The sequence below is a fragment of the Janthinobacterium rivuli genome, from assembly GCF_009208735.1.
In the GTDB taxonomy this organism is placed as follows: Bacteria; Pseudomonadota; Gammaproteobacteria; order Burkholderiales; family Burkholderiaceae_D; genus Janthinobacterium.
Genome location: NZ_WFLJ01000001.1, coordinates 93,416 through 114,086 on the forward strand (window position 1 = coordinate 93,416; position 20,671 = coordinate 114,086).

The 20,671-nt window shown below is 64.4% G+C and carries 21 protein-coding genes; 9 read left to right on the plus strand and 12 right to left on the minus strand.

Annotated features, from left to right (window positions below):
• Positions 1–48: 48 nt before the first annotated feature.
• Positions 49–978 carry a LysR family transcriptional regulator gene (locus GCN78_RS00415; RefSeq protein ID WP_226939397.1) on the plus strand — a complete coding sequence of 310 codons (930 nt, stop codon included), beginning with the start codon at positions 49–51 and terminating at the stop codon, positions 976–978.
• Here GCN78_RS00415 and GCN78_RS00420 read toward each other — a convergent pair.
• Together GCN78_RS00420 and GCN78_RS00425 are read right to left on the minus strand one after the other, a co-directional pair.
• The gene (locus GCN78_RS00420; RefSeq protein WP_152249835.1) at positions 975–3,134 is read right to left on the minus strand and encodes a putative bifunctional diguanylate cyclase/phosphodiesterase; all 2,160 of its coding nucleotides are present in this window, start codon (positions 3,132–3,134) and stop codon (positions 975–977) included. The two genes, GCN78_RS00415 and GCN78_RS00420, sit on opposite strands and share 4 nt — an antisense overlap.
• A 154-nt stretch (positions 3,135–3,288) precedes the next feature.
• Complete coding sequence (locus GCN78_RS00425) at positions 3,289–4,215, minus strand: LysR family transcriptional regulator (protein WP_152249837.1); 927 nt, start codon at positions 4,213–4,215, stop codon at positions 3,289–3,291.
• Positions 4,216–4,376: 161 nt separating this feature from the next.
• Here GCN78_RS00425 and GCN78_RS00430 point away from each other — a divergent pair, with 161 nt between their 5' ends.
• From GCN78_RS00430 to GCN78_RS00455, 6 genes are all read left to right on the plus strand, one after another.
• Entirely contained in the window at positions 4,377–5,078 is a 702-nt protein-coding gene (locus GCN78_RS00430; protein ID WP_152249839.1) for a pirin family protein, read from the plus strand.
• A gap of 28 nt (positions 5,079–5,106) precedes the next feature.
• Complete coding sequence (locus GCN78_RS00435) at positions 5,107–5,493, plus strand: DoxX family protein (RefSeq protein WP_152249841.1); 387 nt, start codon at positions 5,107–5,109, stop codon at positions 5,491–5,493.
• Positions 5,494–5,605: 112 nt separating this feature from the next.
• On the plus strand, positions 5,606–7,849 hold the full coding sequence (locus GCN78_RS00440) for a PhoX family protein (protein ID WP_152249843.1): 2,244 nt from the start codon (positions 5,606–5,608) through the stop codon (positions 7,847–7,849).
• Positions 7,850–8,070: 221 nt separating this feature from the next.
• The gene (ribA, locus tag GCN78_RS00445) at positions 8,071–8,724 is read left to right on the plus strand and encodes a GTP cyclohydrolase II (protein WP_152249845.1); all 654 of its coding nucleotides are present in this window, start codon (positions 8,071–8,073) and stop codon (positions 8,722–8,724) included.
• A gap of 69 nt (positions 8,725–8,793) precedes the next feature.
• Positions 8,794–10,191, plus strand: coding sequence for a S1 family peptidase (locus GCN78_RS00450; protein WP_152249847.1), 1,398 nt, complete (start codon positions 8,794–8,796; stop codon positions 10,189–10,191).
• The gene (locus GCN78_RS00455) at positions 10,188–11,168 is read left to right on the plus strand and encodes an FHA domain-containing protein (protein ID WP_152249849.1); all 981 of its coding nucleotides are present in this window, start codon (positions 10,188–10,190) and stop codon (positions 11,166–11,168) included. The genes GCN78_RS00450 and GCN78_RS00455 overlap by 4 nt, the downstream gene beginning before the upstream one ends.
• Before the next feature lie 97 nt (positions 11,169–11,265).
• Here GCN78_RS00455 and GCN78_RS00460 read toward each other — a convergent pair whose 3' ends face one another.
• Positions 11,266–11,922, minus strand: coding sequence for a CCXG family PEP-CTERM protein (locus tag GCN78_RS00460; RefSeq protein ID WP_152249851.1), 657 nt, complete (start codon positions 11,920–11,922; stop codon positions 11,266–11,268).
• Between the two features lie 514 nt (positions 11,923–12,436).
• Between GCN78_RS00460 and GCN78_RS00465 the strand changes: the two genes are divergently transcribed.
• The gene (locus GCN78_RS00465) at positions 12,437–12,775 is read left to right on the plus strand and encodes an MmcQ/YjbR family DNA-binding protein (protein WP_131687304.1); all 339 of its coding nucleotides are present in this window, start codon (positions 12,437–12,439) and stop codon (positions 12,773–12,775) included.
• On the opposite strand, the gene GCN78_RS00470 is transcribed toward GCN78_RS00465, so the two are convergent.
• Positions 12,776–13,396, minus strand: coding sequence for a TetR/AcrR family transcriptional regulator (locus GCN78_RS00470; protein ID WP_152249853.1), 621 nt, complete (start codon positions 13,394–13,396; stop codon positions 12,776–12,778).
• Positions 13,397–13,487: 91 nt separating this feature from the next.
• Between GCN78_RS00470 and GCN78_RS00475 the strand changes: the two genes are divergently transcribed.
• Positions 13,488–14,702 (plus strand): MFS transporter, encoded by a 1,215-nt coding sequence (locus tag GCN78_RS00475; protein ID WP_152249855.1) that lies wholly within the window; start codon positions 13,488–13,490, stop codon positions 14,700–14,702.
• Between the two features lie 3 nt (positions 14,703–14,705).
• Here GCN78_RS00475 and GCN78_RS00480 read toward each other — a convergent pair whose 3' ends face one another.
• The 8 genes from GCN78_RS00480 to nuoN all read right to left on the minus strand — a co-directional run bounded on the left by GCN78_RS00480 (position 14,706) and on the right by nuoN (position 20,670).
• Complete coding sequence (locus GCN78_RS00480) at positions 14,706–15,008, minus strand: hypothetical protein (RefSeq protein WP_193316562.1); 303 nt, start codon at positions 15,006–15,008, stop codon at positions 14,706–14,708.
• Between the two features lie 57 nt (positions 15,009–15,065).
• Positions 15,066–16,229 carry a PQQ-dependent sugar dehydrogenase gene (locus tag GCN78_RS00485; RefSeq protein WP_152249859.1) on the minus strand — a complete coding sequence of 388 codons (1,164 nt, stop codon included), beginning with the start codon at positions 16,227–16,229 and terminating at the stop codon, positions 15,066–15,068.
• 36 nt (positions 16,230–16,265) lie between these two features.
• Positions 16,266–16,766, minus strand: a complete 501-nt coding sequence (ispF, locus tag GCN78_RS00490; RefSeq protein ID WP_152249861.1) for a 2-C-methyl-D-erythritol 2,4-cyclodiphosphate synthase — start codon at positions 16,764–16,766, stop codon at positions 16,266–16,268.
• A 17-nt stretch (positions 16,767–16,783) separates the two neighbouring features.
• Entirely contained in the window at positions 16,784–17,485 is a 702-nt protein-coding gene (gene ispD / locus GCN78_RS00495) for a 2-C-methyl-D-erythritol 4-phosphate cytidylyltransferase (protein WP_152249863.1), read from the minus strand.
• 12 nt (positions 17,486–17,497) lie between these two features.
• A complete protein-coding gene (locus tag GCN78_RS00500) occupies positions 17,498–18,193 on the minus strand; it encodes a hypothetical protein (RefSeq protein ID WP_193316563.1) in 696 nt (231 codons plus the stop codon).
• Between the two features lie 8 nt (positions 18,194–18,201).
• Positions 18,202–18,759 (minus strand): NUDIX domain-containing protein, encoded by a 558-nt coding sequence (locus tag GCN78_RS00505; RefSeq protein ID WP_070255807.1) that lies wholly within the window; start codon positions 18,757–18,759, stop codon positions 18,202–18,204.
• Between the two features lie 75 nt (positions 18,760–18,834).
• Positions 18,835–19,164, minus strand: coding sequence for a DUF2818 family protein (locus tag GCN78_RS00510; RefSeq protein ID WP_152249867.1), 330 nt, complete (start codon positions 19,162–19,164; stop codon positions 18,835–18,837).
• 3 nt (positions 19,165–19,167) lie between these two features.
• Complete coding sequence (gene nuoN, locus GCN78_RS00515) at positions 19,168–20,670, minus strand: NADH-quinone oxidoreductase subunit NuoN (protein WP_152249869.1); 1,503 nt, start codon at positions 20,668–20,670, stop codon at positions 19,168–19,170.
• Position 20,671 lies beyond the last annotated feature (1 nt).

The window sequence follows — 20,671 nt, forward strand, 5'->3', positions numbered from 1 at the left end:
GAGAGAAATACTTTTGATATAGACTCTCACAATGGAAACACCTGTGAAATGGATTCAATAATGGCCAGGCAAGACATCAACCGCGCGTTCGAGATGGCCGTGTTTGTCGCCGTGGTGGAAACGGGAGCCTTTTCCGCCGCCGCGCGCCGCCTGGCCCTGACGCCGTCGGCCGTCAGCAAGCTCGTCAATCGCCTGGAAGCGCGGCTCGGCGCGCGCTTGCTCCAGCGCAGCACGCGCCAGCTGCACACGACGCCCGAGGGCGACGCCTTCTTTATCCAGTGCAAGCGCATCCTCGACGATATCGACGGCGCCGAGCGCGAAGCATCGCAGGGCGCCGCGCCGCGCGGGCGCTTGCGCATCAACTGTTTCGTGCCGTTCGGCGTGCGCCATCTGCTGCCCATCCTGCCCGAGTTCGCGCAGCGCTATCCCGACATCGTGCTCGACGTCGTCGTCAGCGACGCCATCGTCGACTTGCTGGAAGACCGCACCGACATCGCCATCCGCACGGGCAAGCTGAAGGAATCGAACCTGGTGGCGCGCAAACTGGGCGAAGACACGATGGTCGTGGTGGCCTCGCCCGCATACGCGGCGCGCCACGGCCTGCCGCGCACGCCGCAGGAATTGTCACAGCACAATTTATTGGCGTTCAACTTCCGCTGCCAGAACGAAACCTGGCCCTTCCTCGACAAGGAGAGCGGAGCAACATTGCAAGTGGCGCCGCAAGGCAATACCTGCGTCAGCGATGGCGAAAGCATGCGCCAGTTGGTGCTGGCCGGCATGGGACTGGGACGCTTTTCGCGCCAGCACGTGCTGCGCGATATCGAGCACGGCGATTTGATCCCGGTGCTGCAGGACTACAATCCGGGCGACAAGGAAGTCGTGCACGCCGTCTTCGTGGGACCGGGTTTGCAAGTGCCGGCCAGGGTGCGCGTGATGCTCGATTATCTGCTGGAAAAAGTGAGGCTGGGCGATGCCTAAACCACCACCGCCTCCAGCCGCAACTGCCGGCCTTCATCGAGCATCAGCTCGAATTCGGCCGCCGGCACGGCCGGGCTGAACAGATAGCCTTGCAACTGGTCGCAGCCCAGTTCGCGCAGGAAGCGCATCTGCTCGGCCGTTTCCACCCCTTCGGCGACGATTTCCTGGCGCAGCTGCTGCGCCATGGTGACGATGGCGCGGGCGATGGCGCAGTCGTTTTCCTCGAACGGCAAGCCGATGACGAAGGAGCGGTCGATTTTCAAAGTGCTGATGGGGAATTTCTTCAGGTAGGCGAGACTGGAATAGCCGGTGCCGAAGTCGTCCAGCGCCAGCGCCAGGCCCATGGCCACCAGCTGGTTCATGATGTCGATCACCTTGTCGGCGCCGCGCATCAACAGGCTTTCCGTGATTTCCAGCATGATCTGGTCGGGTCGCACCTGGTAGCGTTCCAGCACGGCCGCTATGCGCGCCGGCAACTGCTCATCGAACTGGCGCGCCGACAGGTTGACGGCGATGGCCGGCATGTGCAGGCCACGGTCTTCCCAGCTGCGAATCTGGCGGCACGCCTCGTCCAGCACCCAGGTGCCCAGTTCCAGAATCAGGCTGGTTTCCTCGGCGACGGGGATGAAGAGGCCGGGCGAAACCATGCCGCGCATCGGATGCTTCCACCGCAGCAAGGCTTCCGCGCCCACGATGCGCCCGCTGGCCAGGCTCACTTTCGGCTGGTAATGCAATTCCAGCTCCTTGTCGCCCAGTGCCAGGCGCATCTCACTTTCCAGGCGCAAATGTTCCTTGGCCCTGCGATTCATGTCCTCGCGGTAAAACAGGAAAGTCGATTCGATGGTCTGCGCCGCCTTGGCCACGGCCACGTCGGCAAAGCGGAACAGGGCCGGCGCTTCCAGGCCGTCTTCGGGATACACGGTGATGCCGATGCTGGCGCCCACGTGCAAGGCATGCGCATCGATATTGATCGGCGCCTCCAGCAGGTTGAGCAGCTTTTGCGCCACGTTCGCCGCATGTTCGCGCTTTTCGATATGCAGCAGCGCCACGACGAACTTGCTGTTGTCGACGCGCGCCAGGATGTCGGCGTCGCGCAGGGCGCCGCGGAACAGCTGGCCGATGGCGATCACCAGCTGGTCGCCCACTTCATGGCCGAGCGTGTCGCTGATGGAACCGATGCGGCTGATGTCGATGACCATCAGCGCGCCATGCGTGCCCTGGCGTTTCGCTTCGGCCAGGCCCTGGTCGACCAGTTGATTCAGCAGGCAGCGGTTGGGCAAGCCCGTCAGGCTGTCGTAGTTGGCCATGCGCTGCATGCGGGCCTCGGCATCCTTGTGCACCGAGATATCGGAAAACAGGGAAAACACGTGGCTGATTTCGCCGAATTCGTCGCGCACGACGCTGATGGTGACGTCTTGCGGGAACAGTTCGCCATTCTTGCGCTTGCCGATGATCTCGCCGCGCCAGGAGCCGTGGCCCCGCATGGCGGCGCGCACCTTGGCGCGGAAATCGGGATCGTGCACGCCCGAGCGCAGCAAGTCCGGCGTGCGGCCGATGGCTTCGGCCGGCGAGTAGCCGGTGATGCGGCTGAAGGAACTGTTAATCGAGACGATGCGCTCTTCCGCATCCGTGATCAGCACGGCTTGCTCGCTGTCTTCGATGATGCGCGCGTGCAATTTGACCTTGTCGACGTCGGATAGCGGCTCGCTCATGGCCGACAGGCGCACGGCCATGCCGCAAGCCTTGCCCGCCTGGTCGTGGATCACATGGCGGTGCATGCGCAGCCACGTCACCATGCCCGACTTCTTGCGCCGACGCACATCGGTGGCCACGTCGCCGTGGGTGAAATGCAGTTCCAGCACGCTCGCTTCCGCGTCGTCTTCCGGATACAAGAACAGGATGTGCTGGCCCAGCGCTTCCAGTTCGGAATAGCCGAACATCTGTTCGGCGCCATGGTTCCAGCCGATCAGGAAACCATCGGGATCGATTTCCAGCAAGGCGTCGGCCGGCGCCACGCGTACCACGGGCCGGCTGGCGCCGCGCAGCCGCTCCAGCTCTTCCTGCAGCCGCGCCAGGGTGGCGGCCTGCTGCGGCCCCGCCTGTTCACGGGCATCCTCGGCCAGGCGCAGGCACAGCGCAACCTTCGCCTCAAGCATGGCAACCCCACTCGTGGGCCAGGTCAGGGGGGCATATCAGGGGCGCTGCGGTGTGTGTAATCATCAAAATCCCACTATGGGGCGTCGAGGTCGGGCGGGAAATACTGTGAATATGGTAACTTAAAAGTGTTGGCGTATGTCAACATTTTAAGGCCTATGCCGAATGGCCCGGCAGATGTCGCGCCAGGCGTGCAAACACATCCGGTTCGCGCATGCGCGCCATCCACCAGCGCAGCGCGGCGCCATCCTCGCCCACGCGCCAGGCCAGGTAAAACGTTTCCGACGGTTTCGGCTCTTCCACGGCCTTTTCCACCAGCAAGCCGCGCGCGATGGCGGCGCGGGCGCATGGCCCCGGCAGGAAGCCAAAGCCCAGCCCCAGCACCTGGTAGTCGAACTTGACTTGCATGTTGGGCACGCTCAAGGCATCTTGTCCCAGCAGCAGCCCCACCGTGCGCGGCGCCATCTGGCGCGCCGAATCGGCCACCACCACGGCCCGGTGCTGTTGCAGGTGGCCGCGCGACAAGGGCTGCTCCACCTGCGCCAGCGGATGCGTGGGCGCCACGGCAAACACGAAGTCGAGCATGCCGATCGGTTGCGCGATATAGCCGCCGCCCGCCGGCCCGTCGCCGGGCGCGCCCACCAGCAAGTCGGCGCGCCGGTCCAGCAGCGCTTCCCAGGTGCCCGACAGGGTGTCTTGCGACAGGCGCAAACGCGTCTGCTGCGCCACGTCGTAAAAGGCGCGCACGTCGTCGGCCAGGGCCAGGGCGGAAAACATGGAATCGATGCCGATGGACAATTCTGTTTCCCAGCCGGACGCCACCCGGCGCACGCGGTGCTCGAGGTCCTGCGCCGCCTTCAATAGATAGCGGCCCTCTTTCAGCAATTCCTGCCCGGCCGCCGTCAGCATGACTTTCGGGCCATTGCGCTGGAACACTTGCACGCCCAGGTCGTCTTCCAGCTTGGCCACCGTGTAGGAAATGGTGGACGGGACTTTATGCAACTCCTTGCCGGCGGACGAGAACGATCCGCGACGGTCGATGGCGTCGACGATTTGCAGGGCTTCCAGGCTCAGTCTTAACATTCGATTTTTTCGATCATAGCACGGTAGATTTTCCGTTTTTCTTTCTCCGCCGACGGGCCTATACTTTCTTCATCGTACAGCGAAGGCAGAGGCCAGGGCATAGCGCCAGGCAACGGTCCTTCGAAATTATCGCACATTAACTTTTAGAAACGGAGTCCACCATGTTACAGATTCGTCATAGCGAAGAACGCGGCGCCGCCAACCACGGCTGGCTCAATTCCCACCACAGCTTTTCCTTCGGTAGCTACCATGATCCCTTGCACATGGGCTTTGGTCCCCTGCTGGTGATCAATGAAGACCGGGTCACGCCTGGCCAGGGTTTCGGCACGCACGGCCACCGCGACATGGAAATCATTTCGTATGTGCTCGACGGCGCGCTGGAACACAAGGACAGCATGGGCACCGGCTCCGTCCTGCACTACGGCGATGTGCAGCGCATGAGCGCCGGCAGCGGCGTGCGCCACAGCGAGTTCAACCACTCGGCGACGGATGGCTTGCACTTCCTGCAGATCTGGATCCAGCCTAACGTGACGGGCATTCCGCCCAGCTATGAAGAGAAACACTTCACGCCGGAAAGCAAACGGGGCAAGCTGCGCCTGATCGCCTCGAGCGACGGCCGCCAGGGTTCCGTGCTGATCCACCAGGATGCGGCCATCTACGCCAGCATCCTGCAGGAAGGCGAACAGGCGGAACATGCGCTCGACGAAGGCCGCCTCGCCTATGTGCACCTGATCCGCGGCAGCCTGGTGGTCAACGGCACGCCCTTGAAAGCGGGCGATGCGCTGAAACTGACGCATGAGGCCAGCGTCATCATCACGCAGCCGGAAGACGCGGAATTCCTCGTCTTCGACTTACCGAAATAACTGATCAATATAGAGAAAGAGAAAAATCATGGAAAACAAAACCAACGTCTTGCTGCCCCTCGGCCGTGCCGCCCTTGGCGTGCTGTTCTTTGTCTCGGGCTTGCTGAAAATCGGTGCCTTCGCGGGGGTGGCCGGCTACATGGCCAGCCAGGGCTTGCCGATCGCCAATATCCTGCTGGTGGGCGTGATCGCCCTGGAAGTGGGCGGCGGCCTGCTGCTGATCACGGGCTGGCAGGCGCGCTGGGCGGCGCTGGCCCTGGCGCTGTTCCTGATCCCGACCACCGTGATCTTCCACGCCTTCTGGAGCGCCGATGCGGCCCACTTCCAGGACCAGTTGACGAACTTCCTGAAGAATCTGTCCATCTTCGGCGGCATGCTCCTGCTGGTGGAGCGCGGTTTTCGCAAGGTTCGCTAAGGCCCGGGGGCGGCCTGTCACCGTCCTGTCATCAAGCTGACATGGCGCGGTCACATAGGCTGACTATCATGTGGTTGCCAATTAATCACGCAACCACAGGACATCGCAGCCCATGAACAAGCCCACCGATCTGGCCATCCGCGCCACCGATCTGAACGACACTGACAGCAACGCGTCCCACGACAACCATTTCAACAGCATCCTGAACGCCCGCCTGAGCCGCCGCAACTGGCTGCGCGGCAGCGCCGTCACGGCCGCTACCGCCGTCATGGGGTCGATGGGCCTGTCCGCTTGCGGCGGTGGCAGCGATGCGGCCGCCGTCACGCCAACACCGACGCCGACACCCGAAAAACTGCTGGCCTTCACGGCCGTGCCGAAAAGCCTGGCCGACGTCGTGTCGGTGCCGGCCGGCTACACGGCCACCGCCCTGTATGCGCTGGGCGACTCGCTGCGCGCGGCCACGCCCGCCTACAAGAACGACGGCAGCGATACCGATTTCGACAACCGCGCCGGCGACCACCACGACGGCATGGAATACTACGGCCTCTCCGCCGCCGGCGCGCCGCTGGCGTCCGGCGCCGAACGGGGCTTGCTGGCGATGAACCACGAAGCGACCACCGACGAAAAACTGTCCTCGCACTTCCTGCACGTGAATGGCGGCACCACCACGCTGCCGCGCCCCGCCGCCGAAGTCGACAAGGAAGTGGCCGTCCACGGCCTGAGCGTGGTGGAAGTCAAGAAGACGGGCAGCGCCTGGGCCACCGTCAACGATTCCGCCTTCAACCGCCGCGTCACGCCGCTGACGGACGTCGAGCTTGCCGGCCCGGTACGCGGCAACGCGCTCGTGGTGACCAAGTATTCGCCGACCGGCACCAAGACGCGCGGCACCATCAACAACTGCGGCACGGGCAAGTCGCCCTGGGGCAGCTACCTGTCCGGCGAAGAAAACTGGGCCGGCTACTTCACGCGCTCGGCCACCGACAATGCGGCGCGCGGCGACAAGTCCGTCGTTTCGCTGAACCGCTATGGCCGCAGCCAGGGCGGCGCCTCGCGCCACGGCTGGGAAACGGGCGGCAGCGATGACAAATACGCGCGCTGGAATCTGAGCAAGATCGGCGCCTCCGCCGACGGCAGCGACGACTACCGCAATGAATTGAACGGCATGGGCTACATCGTCGAGATGGACCCGTACGACAAAACCCGCGCTATCCGCAAGCGCACGGCGCTGGGCCGCTACGCGCACGAAAGCGCCGCCTTCAGCGTGCCGACCGTGGGCCAGCAGCTGGCCGTCTACATGGGCGACGATTCGCGCAACGAATACATCTACAAGTTCGTCACGACGGCCGTCTGGGCCGCCGCCGATGCCAACCCGGCCGACCGCATCGCCACCGGCGACAAATACCTCGATTCGGGCAAGCTGTACGTGGCCAAGCTGGCCGCCGACGGCACGGGCCAGTGGATCGAGCTGGCCCTGTCGAACCCGCTGATCCAGGCGTACGGCGCCTACAAGTTCGCCGACCTGGCCGACGTGCTGGTCAATGCCCGCCTGGCGGCCGACGCCGTGGGCGCGACCAAGATGGACCGTCCGGAATGGTGCTCGGTCAACCCGGCCAATGGCGAGATCTACTACACGCTGACCAACAACTCGAACCGCACCGTCAATCCGAGCGGCTCGTCGCAGCTAGCGCCGGACAGCGCCAATCCGCGCGCCTACACGGACATGAAGGGCAGCAGCGCGCAGAACGGCAATCCGAACGGCCACATCATCCGCTTCAAGGAAGGCACGGGCGCGGCCGCGGCCACCAGCTTTACCTGGGATGTCTACCTGTTTGGCGCCGAGAGCGGCGCCGACGCCAGCAAGATCAACCTGTCGAACCTGACGGCCGACCAGGATTTCTCGAGCCCGGACGGCCTGGCCTTCAGCCCCTACACGGGCATCTGCTGGATCCAGACCGACGATGGCGCGTACACGGACGTGACCAACTGCATGATGCTGGCGGCCATCCCCGGCAAGGTCGGCGACGGCGCCAAGTCGACCCTGAACTACGCGACGGCGGCCGGCGGCAACCTGGCGGTCGACACCTTCATCGGCAAGAAACCCACGGCCGACACGCTCAAGCGCTTCCTGGTGGGGCCGGTCGGCTCGGAAATCACGGGCATCAGCGAAACGCCCGATGGCAAGACCATGTTCATCAACATCCAGCATCCGGGTGAAAACACCGCGCTGGCCAATATCGGCGATCCGTCCAAGTACACGAGCCAGTGGCCGGCCAACGCCGGGTATGGCGCCGGCAAGCGTCCCCGCTCGGCTACCATCGTGATCACCAAGAACGACGGCGGGCGCATCGGCAGCTGACGTCCGGTGCCTGGCGGCGGTATCCGCCAGGCAATGCCGGCAATTCACCTTGTAAAAGGAGGAAGTGTCCCTAAGTAAGGCTGATCACCAGACATTGCGACGACCGAATGGCAGTCAGGGAAAACGTTTCCCTGCTTTTTGGTATGATGGCAAGGCGCGCCGGCACCGGAGTGGTGTCGCGCGCCTTTTATTTTTTGATAATTACTTATATGAGCACAACCATGCAAAGCGGCGCAGACCTCCTGGCGACAGGCGAATTGGATTACACGACTTCCTGCGCACTGCCGACGCCGTGGGCCCAGTTCACCCTGCACGCCTTTGTCGAGCACGCCACGGGCAAGGAACACCTGGCCATGGTGCTGGGCGATATCGGCAACGGCGAACCGGTACTGGCGCGCGTGCATTCCGAGTGCCTGACGGGCGACGTGTTGTTTTCGCAGCGCTGCGACTGCGGCGCGCAACTCGAAGGCGCCTTGAAACGCATCGCCGAGGAAGGCCGCGGCATCTTGCTGTACCTGCGCCAGGAAGGGCGCGGCATCGGCCTGATCAACAAGATCCGCGCCTACCGCCTGCAGGAGGCGGGGGCCGACACGGTGCAGGCGAATGAACAGCTGGGCTTCAAGGCCGATGCGCGCAACTACACCTTGTGCAAGCCCATGTTTGCGCAATTCGACATCCACAGCCTGCGCTTGATGACGAACAACCCGCGCAAGATCGCCGCCATGGAAGCGCTGGGCATCACGGTGGCCGAGCGGGTACCGCTGCTGGTGAACCGCAACGCCTTCAACCAGCATTACCTGAACACCAAGCAAAGCAAGCTCGGTCACATGATGACGCCGGAAACGGCGCCAGCGCTGGAAGACGGCGCCCTGTAATGCCCGGGCCGGCGCGGCGTCTGCGCCGTTGCCGCGCCCGCTTCGCTCCTGCTCACGCACAAAGGATGCATGAAATTAGCTAACTACGCCTGCTTGCTGGCCAGCCTGTGCGCTGCCGCAGGCGCCCACGCAGCCCCGGCTCCGGCGCCTGCGCCAGCCGCGCCCCTCGCCGCTTCGACTCCCCCCATCAAGCCACCGCCGGCCACCGCCGCGCCCGCCGCCACCGAACATGCGGCCCTGCCGCCGCCCTCGTCGGCCGCGCAAAAGCTGTACACGGCCGCGCGCGCCGACATCCTGCAAGTGCGCGTGCTGCTGAAAAACGGCCGCACGCAATCGTCGGTCGGCTCGGGCTTTTTGATCGGCACGGGCGACCTGGTGGTGAGCAACTATCACGTCGTGTCGCAATTCGCGCTCGACCCCGATACCTACGTGGGCGAATGGGTCGACACCAGCGGCCAGCGCGGCAATGTGGAATTGCTGGCCGTCGACGTGCTGCATGACCTGGCCGTGCTGCGCGTGAACCGCCACGGCACGGGTTTCTTCAAGATGCCGGAGCCGCTGGCGCCGCTGACGCAGGGCCAGTACCTGTATTCGATGGGCAATCCGCTGGACCTGGGCTTCGCCATCTCGGAAGGCTCGTACAACGGCGTCGTCACGCGCAGCTTCTACGACCAGCTAATGTTTACGGGACCGATCAATTCCGGCATGAGCGGCGGCCCCAGCGTGACGGCGAATGGCGACGTCGCCGGCATCAATGTCTCGAAACGCCTCGACGGCGAACTCGTCAGTTTTCTCGTGCCCGCCCGCTATGCCCAGCAACTGCTGGCCAAGGTGGCGCAGCAAGGCAAGCCGCCGAAGGACTTCAAACCGCTGGTGACGGCGCAACTGCTGGCGCACCAGGAAGTCATGCTGGCGCGCCTGCTCGACACGCCCTTGAGCCTGAAAGCCATGGGCCCGTACCGTGTGCCCGTGCGCGAGTCCAACCAGATGCGCTGCTGGGGCCGCTCCAACGTCAAGTCCGACAAGCCCTACATGCTCGACAACACCAGCTGCGCCATGGAATCGGCCATCTTCATCTCGGGTGCCCTGCAGACGGGACAAGTGTCGATGCGCCACGAATTCCTGCGCAGCAGCGAACTGGGCGCGTTGCGCTTTTCCGAGCTGGCCAGTGCCTCGTTCAAGAATGAAAGTTTCGGCAGCTACAAGAGCGCCAACCTGACGGGCCCCCATTGCACCGAACAGTTCGTCAAGAACAAGACCCTGCCCTTGCGCGCCGTCCTGTGCGTGCGCGCCTACCGCAAGTTTACCGGCCTGTACGATTTTGCCCTGCTGGCCGCCAGCACCGATGAGCCACTCATGAGCCTGCAAAGCCGCATCGACGCGCGCGGCGTGTCCTACGCCAACGGCATGCGCGTCACGCGCACCTTCCTCGAAGCGCTGTCGCGGGAAAGCGGCCGCAAGCCATGAAAGCACCGTACTTCATCGAAATCCTCGCCGAGAATGGCGAAGTGCGGCAACGCCAGCGGATCGCGTCCCTGCCGATCCGCATCGGCCGCGGCTACGACAACGACTTCATCCTCGACGACGCGCACACGGCCCCCGCGCACGCCATCGTCGAGGACGACGGCGCAGGCGGCCTGCTGCTGCGCGACCTGGGCAGCCAGAATGGCGTGATCCACCGGGGACAGCGGCAACTGCAAGTGGCCTTGAGCGGCAACAGCATCGTGCGCCTGGGCCACACGCGCCTGCGCGTGCGCGCCAGCGACCAGCCGGTGGCGCCCGAACTGGGCGACACGACGCGGCATGACTGGGAAGGCCTGCGCCCCGCCATCGCTGGCCTGGCCATGATCGGCGCCTCGGCCGCCTTCAGCAACTGGCTCAGTGATGCGGACGCCTTCGACCCGATTTCCTACCTGATGATCATCGCCTACGCGCTGGCCGGCGGCCTCGTGTGGGCGTCGATCTGGGCCGTGGCGAACCGCCTGTTCGGCCATGTGGCGCGCTTCGGCCGCCACTTGTTCATCATCGGCTGCGGCTTGCTGGCCATGGAAGCGTGGGAACTGGGCAGCAATGTGGCGGCGTATGCGCTGTCGCTGGAAGTGCTGACGCGCTATGGACGGCATATGTTCATCGTCATCGTCTGCGCCATGATCTACCACCATCTGTGCACGATCAAGCCGCAGCACCCGCGCCGCTTCGGCCTCGTTGCCGTCGTGCTGGCCATCATCGGCTCGACCCTGATCCTGCTGAGCAACCTGCAGATCAACGGCCGCCTGGCCGACGAAGCGTACATGTCGGTGATCTCCCCCCCGGCCTTGCGCCTGAGCCCGGATCACACGACGGACGCCTTCTTCCGCGATGCGGCCCGCCTGCAGCGCGACGTCGACGCCGAACGGGGCAAGGCGGCCAAGGGCGCCGACGAAGACGACGACAGCGGCGACTGACAACGCGCATGCAAAAAAAGCCCGCCGTGTCCTGACAGACCGGCGGGCTTTTTAACGGGCGCCGCGCGGCGCGCGGCTTTCGTAGCTTGAAACCTGCTTAGAACTTGGCTTCCTGCTTGCGGCGCGCCGTAAAGCCCAGCAAACCCAGGCCGATCAGCAGCATGGCGTAGGTGGTTGGCTCAGGGACGGCCGAGATCAAGCCATCCTGCGCGCCAAAGCTGACGAAATTGTTGTTGCCCGCCTTGAACTGCGCTTGCTGGCCGCCATCGCAGCAGCCTTCCAGACCGTAGATGCTCAGGGTATGGTTGCCGGCCGACAGGGCGCTCGAACCGCTGAGGAACTGGCTGCCATTGTTGTAGTTGCCTGCCCACCACATGTCGTTGCTCTTGAAGTCCAGCGCCACGCCATCGAGGAACAGGGCGCCGCCCTTGCCGAAGTCGACGCCGGTGCGGAAGCTCCAGGCGCCCGCATCGGCGGCGCTGACGCCAAAGTTGATCACCGACTTGAAGGCGATGTTCGAGCCGCTGCCGAACAGGCCGCTGTTGTTGACATTGTTGTAGCTGGCAATCGTCGTCGAGCCATAGCCGGCGCCGGGCGTGGCCACGGCGGCATTCACCACGGACTGGTAAGCGGCGGCGGAAGCTTGCGCGCCGGCGTTCGAGAAACCGGTGGACAGGGTGATGGTGCTGGCGTTCGCGTGGGCAAACACACCGACAGCGATCAGGGACAAGGCGATTTTAGGCAAGTTTTTCATGATGGTATCCAGTAAGTAAGTATTCAGTGGGCGCAGCAAGGAGCGCAGGAGCTGAATACACGCTGCATTGAGGCGTGTCGGCGTAGCGCTAGGAATTGCAAGATGAGCGGTCGGGGACGTGGCTTCCGCAAGACAGCGCGGACTTGCGGAGTGCCATGGCGGCACTGCAAGCGTCCTGGGAAGGGTTCGGGTTCCCGGGACAAGACCAGACGATTGACGGGTCAGGTAAGGCGTTGAAGCTATTCTATCTTAAATTCCCTACAAGAAAAGTATTTTTCTTTTAACCATGAACGATATTTTTCTGGCAAGCAGTTTTCAGGCGGGCCAAAAACCCCGCGCTCCACTCTGCAGCGATGACCGTGCGCGACGCGTGGCGTGTCGCGGCGGCACCACAGACCAGCCCGCCACTGTCGCATCTTGCGCATTTCTTTTCGCATGCCTCTGCACCACGGGGCGAAACAGCATGGCAAAATGTAGTCACGCTGCTATCTATCCGAACAGGGGAGAAAGAGGAATGGTCGACCTGGAAGAACTACGCTATCTGGCACTGTCGTTTCCCGACACCACCGAGGAAGAACACCACGACCGTCCGGCCTTCCGCGTGGGCGGGAAGATCTTTGCCACCCTGCCCGATGACGAGCACATCAACGTGCTGCTCGATGCGGAAGCGGCGCATATCGCCACCGTCATCACGCCATCGGGTTGCGAAAAGCTGTGGTGGGGCGAACGCCTGGCGGGCATCACGGTTTGCCTGGCGGACGCCGAGCTGGACATGCTGGCCGCCGCCCTGACGGCCGCCTGGCGGCGCAAGGCGCCCAGCGACCTGGCCAAGACCATCGCCCCGACAGGGTAGTTACATCGGCCAATTGCGCAGCAGCAATCCCACCATCTGCTGCAATTGCTCGCGCGAGACGCCGGCTGCCGCCTGGATGGCCATGCCCTGCGACAGGGTCACGACAAAGCGCGCCTGCTGCTCCGGGCAGGAATCGGGCGGCAAATCCCCCTCTTCCCTGGCGCGCCGCAAGCGGTCGCGCAATTTGATTTCACCGCGCAGGCGGCGCGCGAACAGTTCATCGCGGATCGGCAAGGCATCGTCGCTGCAGGCCAGCGCCGCATTGACGCCCATGCAGCCGTGCGGGCCATCGGGCATGGTTTGCGCATCGACATACTGCGTCAGCAACGCTTCCACCACCTGGCGCGCCGTCGGCTGTTCCAGCGCCGCATCAAAAAACCGCATGCGCGTGTCGCTGTAGCGCTCGAGCGCTTTGTGGAACAATTGCTCCTTGTTGCCGAAGACGGCATACAGGCTGGGCCGGTTCATGCCCATGGCTTTCGTCAATTCCGGCAAGGAACTGCCCTCATAGCCTTTTTCCCAGAACACTTTCATGGCGCAATCGAGCGCCTCGTCCGCGTCGAAGGTGCGTGGCCGCCCCGTCTTCGCCTTGACGGCTTCCTCTTTTTTATCTTGTTTCATACCGTTCGGTAAAAAATTATTGACAACAATGTCTGCCTGCCCTGATTATATACCGACCGGTTAAAAACCTCCGGCTTTTCAGGAACCCCTCATGCATACATCTTCCAACGCCACTGACAACGATACCACCGTGGCGCCGTGGCTGGCCGTCCTGTCGGTCGGCATCGGCGCCTTCGCCCTCGTCACCTCCGAATTCCTGCCCGTCGGCCTGCTGCCGGCCATGGCCGCCGAACTGGCCATCAGCAAGGGCCAGGCGGGGCTGATGATCACCACGCCCGGCATCGTTGCCGCATTTGCCGCCATCTTCGTCACCGTCGGCTCGGGCCGCCTGGACCGCCGCATCGTGCTGCTGGCGCTGACGGCCCTGCTGGTGGCCTCGAACCTGCTGGTGGCGCTGGCGCCCTCGTATGCGTGGATACTGCTGGGCCGCGCCATGCTGGGCGTGGGCGTGGGCGGCTTCTGGGCCATCGGCAGCGCCATCGGCCCGCGCCTCGTGGCGCCGCAGCATGCGTCGCGCGCCATGTCCATCATCTTCGCCGGCGTCTCGCTGGGCACGGTGGCGGGCGTGCCGGCCGGCGCGCTGGTGGGAGACTTGGTCGGCTGGCGGGTCGCCTTCGGCGCGGCCAGCGCCATCGCCGTGCTGGTCTTCGTCGGCCAGCTGTTGCTGCTGCCCAGGCTGCCGCCGACACAGGCCATCCGCCTGCGCCAGCTGCCGATGATTTTCGGCATCCGCAAGGCCAGGCTGGGCCTGATCGCCACGGCCATGCTGTTCACGGGCCAGTTCGCCGCCTACACGTACATCGCGCCTTTCCTCACGCAAATCTCGCACCTGGCGGCCGGCACGGTCAGCGCCATGCTGCTCGTGTACGGCGCTTCCGGCTTCATCGGCAACCTCGTGGGCGGCTGGGCCGCCGGCCGCCACGAACGGGCCGCGCTGATGGTGACGGGCGCCGTGCTGGGTCTGTCCACCCTGGCCTTGGCCGCGTTCGGCAGCCATGCAGTCACGGCCATGCTGCTGGTGGCCGTGTGGGGCTTCGGTTTCGGCGCCATGCCGATCGCCGTGCAGACGTGGATGTTCAAGGCGGCGCCGGAACTGATGGAAGGCAGCAGCGCGCTGTTTGTCGCCATCGTGCAAGTGTCGCTGGCGTCGGGCGCCTTGCTCGGTGGCCTGGCCGTCGACCGGCTGGGCGTAGCGAGCGCGATGGTCGTGGGCGGCCTGTTCGCCCTCGGCTGCGCCTTGACGATCGCGCTCTTCGGCAAACCGCGGGCCGGCGCCAAGGCTGGCGCGGCCTGCATCGCCTCGTAGGAATCAGATGCGGCCGCGGCGGAATTCCCCAAGGAATTTCGTCACTTCGGCAGACGTCATCACCACGTCCGCGTCGCCGTGATACGCATACAGGAAGGGCGTGCCGCCCAGGCGGTCCGTCAGCTTGGCAAAGAGCAAGAAACGGCTGCCCAGCGGATAGCGCTGCAGGTCGACCAGGCGGCGCGAGCACTGCACGGCCAGTTCCGGCGAAAAAGCCTGGCCCGGCACGGGGCGGATTTCCACGCGGCCATGAATCGCACGCGATTCGACGGCGACATGCCGGTATGCATAAGTATCACGGGCCATGCCGCCACCTTGAATGAAGTAAAGGCGCCATCTTAAGCGAAGTGGACGCCTGCCGTGTTACCGCGGCACGATGCGCAGCAAGCGGCCGTTGTCTTCATCGGTCAGCGCGTACAGGTAGCCATCCGGCCCCTGGCGCACGTCGCGCACGCGCGCGCCGATGGCCAGGCGGTCCTGCCCCGTCACCTTGCCGCTGGCATCGACGGCGATGCGGCGGATATCCTTGGCCGCCAGGCCGCCGCTGAAGATGCTGCCGCGCCAGGCGGCGATCTTGTCGCCCGTGTAGACGGCCAGGCCCGACGGCGCCGGCGACGGCACCCAGGCCACGCTCGGATTGAGCATGCCGGGTACTTCGTGCTTGCCGACGGGCTCATGCGTCTTGTAGTCGGCGCCATAGCTTTGCAGGGGCCAGCCATAGTTGCCGCCCGCCACCACCAGGTTCAGCTCGTCGCCGCCATACGGGCCATGCTCCGTGGCCCACACGCGTCCCGAAACGGGATCGAGCGCCAGGCCCTGCACGTTGCGGTGGCCGTACGACCAGATTTCCGGCAAGGCGCCCTTGGCCGCCAACGGATTGCCGGGCGCCGGCTTGCCCTCTTCCGTCAGGCGCAGGATGGAACCCTGGTGCGTGGCCAGGTTTTGCGCCTGCTCGCGCGCCAGACGGTCGCCTATGCGCAACGGCGGATTGCCGCCATCGGCCACGCTCATCAGCAAAGTGCCATCTGGCAGCCACAGCAGACGCGAGCCGAAATGCTGGCCGCCGCTCTTGTCGGTCGTCACCTTGAACAGGGTCTGGATACCCGTCACCTTCTTGCCGTCAAACACGCCGCGCACCAGGGTCGTGCGGTTGGCGTCATTCGTGCCCGTCGACACCGTCATGTACACGCGTGGCGTGGCCTTGCCCGCATCCTGCGGATGAATGACTATATCGAGCAAGCCGCCCTGCCCGCCAGTAAACACCTTGGGCATACCTTCCAGCGGAACGTCAGCGAAGCTCTTGCCGTTCAGCAAATGCAAGGTGCCCTGCTTGCTGGTGACCAGCGCGCGCCCCTCGCCCAGCCAGGCGATGCCCCACGGCTGGCGCACGCCCTGCGCGACGGTCTCGGCCTTCCAGCCCTGTTTGGCGGCGGGCGGCTCGCCCGTCGCTTGCAGTTCGGCCCAGGCCGATGGCGCGGCGGCCAGTGCCCATGCAAGCAAGATACTGGTACGGCGTCGCTGGAACATGCTCTCTCCTGTCAGTGGTCGATGGTCGTTGGCGTATCAGGCGCGCAGCAGCAAGGCCACGGCTTCGGCCGCGATGCCCTCTTCGCGGCCCAGGTAGCCGAGTTTTTCATTCGTCTTGGCCTTGATGTTCACCTGGCTCACACTCACGCCCAGGTCTTCGGCCACGTTGGCGCACATGGCGGCGATGTGCGGCGCCATTTTCGGGCGCTGGGCGATGATGGTGGCGTCGATATTGCCGATGATATAACCGGTGGCTTGCACGCGGCGCACGGCTTCGCGCAGCAGGGTGCGCGAATCGGCGCCCTTGAATTGCGCGTCCGTGTCCGGGAAATGGCGGCCGATGTCGCCCAGGGCGGCGGCGCCGAAGAGCGCGTCCGTAATCGCGTGCAGCAGCACGTCGGCGTCGGAATGGCCGAGCAAGCCCAGGTGATGGGGGATTTTCACGCCGCCGATGATCAGGTCGCGGTGCTCCACCAGCGCGTGGCAGTCATAGCCCTGGCCGATGCGGAAAGGCAGTACGGGAGTCGTTGTGTTCATGCGGGTCTCTCTGGAATTCAAGGGTTGGCCAAGTACAGCTCGGCCGTGTGTATGTCGCGCGGCAAGGTCACCTTCAGGTTGCGCGGGTGGCCTTCGACCAGCCTGGGCGCCAGGCCCAGCGCTTCGACGGCGCTGGCGTCGTCGGTGATCGCTTGCGGATCGGGCGCTTCGGACAAGGCCCGGTGCAGCAAGGCGTAGGAAAACATTTGCGGCGTCTGCGCCAGCCACAGACCATCGCGCGGCACCGTCTGCGCCGACAGGTTGCCAGGGCCCGCGCGCTTGACGGTGTCGACCACGGGCAAGGCCAGCAAGCCGCCGGCCGCATGCTCGCCCACTTCCATGATCAGCTTTGCGATCAGCGCCGGCGTCAGGCCGGGCCGCGCCGCGTCGTGCACCAGCACCTGGTCATGGGCGGCCATGTTGCCGTGCAGCGCCTGCAAGCCATTCAGGATGGTTTCCATGCGCGTGGCGCCGCCGCAGCGCAGCACAGTGACGCCCTGCTCCGGCACGACCGTGTCAATCACGCCATCCTCGGCGCTGACGACGACATACGTGTGCGCGATCAGCGGGCTGGCGAGAAAGGCGTCGAGCGCGTGGCGCAGCATGGGTTTGCCGGCGATCGGTAAATATTGCTTGGGACTGCCCGCCTCCATGCGCGCGCCCACGCCGGCGGCGGGGATCAACGCAAAGTAACGGACCGTGTTCGGTGCTGCTGTCATGCCATTCCTTGTCTAGTTGCCGGGCGCTGCCTTGCCCGTCAGGATATTCTGGATCTCGCCCTTGCACGCCTTGCCCAGGCGCGCATATTCTTGTGGCGAATCGATGGCCGCCTGCAAGGTTTCCACCTTGCGCATTTCGGCCTTGATGTACGGCAACCAGCCCGTGTCGATCTCGCGCGCCAGCGCCGCCTTGGCCGTGCCGCTGGGCGCATACAGGGGCCGCGCCTCGAAGCGCCTGGCCAGCGCCGCGCGCACGGTCTTTTCCACGCGCGGCAGATGTTCCATATAGGTTTTCATGTGCCGCAGCTCGTGCGCGAGTATCTCATCATACGCGCAAGTGCCGGGGGCAAACTCGCGGCCGATATAGATCACCACGGGCGCATACGTGAGGGTCACGGTGAGCTGCGGCGCCACGCATTCATAGCCGCTGGCCGGGTCTTGCAGCATGGGACCGGCCAGGGCGATGGCCACGCGCGACTCCGTCTTGGTCAAGCCCAGTACCCAGGTGTTGGCGCGCGCCGTGCCCTTCATCACCGTCAGGGCCTTGTACGGCAGATGCGTGTCGATGGCATAGCCGTTCTGCTGCGCCGTCAGCACGGACACCGTCTTGCTGATCGTGTCTTCGCAGCGCACCTGGAACGGCGTGCGCGCGGCCCCGTGTGCGCCCAGGCAGATCGACGCCAGCAGCAGGAAGATCGCCGTGCGCATGCGCGGAATCAGGCTGGCTGCCAGGCGCCGCTGGTGATCTTGTCAAGCCAGAAGATGCCGATGACGGTTTTCACGTCCGTGATGGTGCCATCCTTGACCCAGTCGAGCAGCTGCGGCACCGTGGCCGTGAACGTTTCGAGGAATTCGCCCTCGTCGAGCTGGCGTTCGCCGGCCACCAGGCCGCGCGCCAGAAACAGTTCCAGGTGCTCGTCGGAGTACGCGATGGCGTTATGGATGGTGGAGACGAATTGCCAGTCGCTGGCCGTGTAGCCCGTTTCTTCCAGCAACTCGCGCTGGGCGCAAGCCAGATGCGATTCGCCCGCGTCGATCTTTCCGGCCGGAAATTCAATGAAGACACGGTCCAGCGGATAGCGATATTGGCGTTCCATCAGCACCGTGCCGTCGTCGAGCAGCGGCAGGATGACGACGGCGCCCGGATGCAGGACGAATTCGCGCGCCGTGATCTTGCCGTCAGGCAGAGCAACGCGGTCGCGCTGCACGCGCAGGAAGCCGCCCTGATAGACGAGCTCGCCGTCCACCTTGGTCTCAGTTAAATTCATGTCCATGCGTTCAGTATCCATACCTTGATTATGCTCAATAAAAAAAAACGGCGCCAGAGGCGCCGCTTTCGGTCGATGGGGCTAATGCCGCTTGCGCAGGTAGCGGGCGACAAAGCCTGGGAAAGCCAGCACCAGGAACAGGCAGCCGGTGATGGCATAGAACTCCCACGTCTGCGGGAAACCGTTGCCGATGCGCGCTTCGAGCGCGAACGCCACGGCGCCGACGATGAAGTACAGAATCACCATCTCCAGCAGGCGCAGCGCCAGCGGCTTGCGCCAGCCTTTGCCCCCGTCTGCCTGCGCCGCCTTTTTCAGCGGCACGGCGGCAAACAGTTTCTCGTTCAGGAAAGGCAGGTTGGCGCCCAGGATGCCCAGGGCGATCACCAGCCAGCTCGAGGCGGTGACATCCATCGATCAGGACGCCAGCGTCTTGGTGATGGCGGTCGCGCAAGCAGCCAGGATGCTGTTCGGCATCACGCCCAGTGCCAGCACGAACACGCCGTTCAGGGCCAGCACGACGCGCATGTCGCCATGCACGACCAGCGCGTTGCTGTCCGCCGGCTCGTCGAACCACATCATCTTCACGACGCGCAGGTAGTAGAAGGCGCCGATCAGCGAGAACAGCACGGCGGCGATGGTCAGCCACAGCTGGCCCGTGGCCAGCACGGAAGCGAGCACCGAGTACTTGGCCATGAAGCCCATCAGCGGCGGCACGCCGGCCAGCGAGAACATGAACAGGGTCATCACCAGCGCGAAGATCGGGCTGCGTTTGCCCAGGCCCTTGAAGTCGGCCAGTTCTTCTGCTTCGAAACCATTACGTGCCAACAACATGATCACGCCAAAGGTACCCAAGGTGGTGAACACGTAGGTGATGACGTAGTACATCGAGGCACCGTAGGCGGTGGCTGCGCCGGCCGCGTTCAGGGTGTTGTTCGGTGCGTCCACGGTACCGGACAGCAGACCCAGCAGCACGAAGCCCATTTGCGCGATTGTCGAGTACGCCAACATGCGCTTCAAATTGGTTTGCGCGATGGCGGTGAAGTTACCGATGGCCAGCGACATCACGGCCAGCACCAGCAGCATTTGCTGCCAGTCATGCGCCATCGGCAGCAAGCCTTCGGCCAGCAAGCGCAGGGTGATGGCGAAGGCGGCCAGTTTCGGCGCCGCGCCCAGCAGCAAGGTCACGGCCGTCGGCGAACCTTGATACACGTCAGGCACCCACATGTGGAATGGCACGACGCCCAGTTTGAAGGCCAGGCCGGCGACCAGGAACACCAGGCCGAAGACCATGATGGTGCCGTTGGTCTTGCCGTTTTCCAGTGCCACGCGCAGTTCGCCCAGGTCCAGCGTGCCGGACGCGCCGTACAGCATCGAGATACCGTACAACATGAAACCGGAAGCCAGTGCGCCCAGGATGAAGTATTTCATGGCCGCTTCCGTGGCCTTGGCATTGTCACGACGCAAGGCGATCAGCGCGTACAGCGACAGCGACATCAGTTCCAGACCCAAATAGATGATCAGGAAGTTGTTGGCCGAGATCATGATCATCTGGCCCAGCAGTGCAAACAGGGCCAGCACGTAGAACTCGCCGCCCAGGTTGCCCGACAGCATGTTGCGGTCGGTGGCATAGGCACGCGAGTAGATCAGGGTCAGCGCCACGGCGCCGTACGAGAACAGTTTCAGCAGCTGCGACATCGGGTCGGACACGAACATGTTGTGGAACGTGTAGACGGTGGTGCCCGCGTTGAAGTCGCCCACGGTCAGCATGGCGCAGCCGGCCAGGGTCAGCAAGGACAGCGCATAGGTGATCGAACGCTTCGCCGCAGGCAAGAACATATCGATCAGCAAGAGCGCCGACGTGGCGATCAGCAGAAAGATTTCCGCGTACAGCGGTACCAGATTAGGTGCATTAGTCATG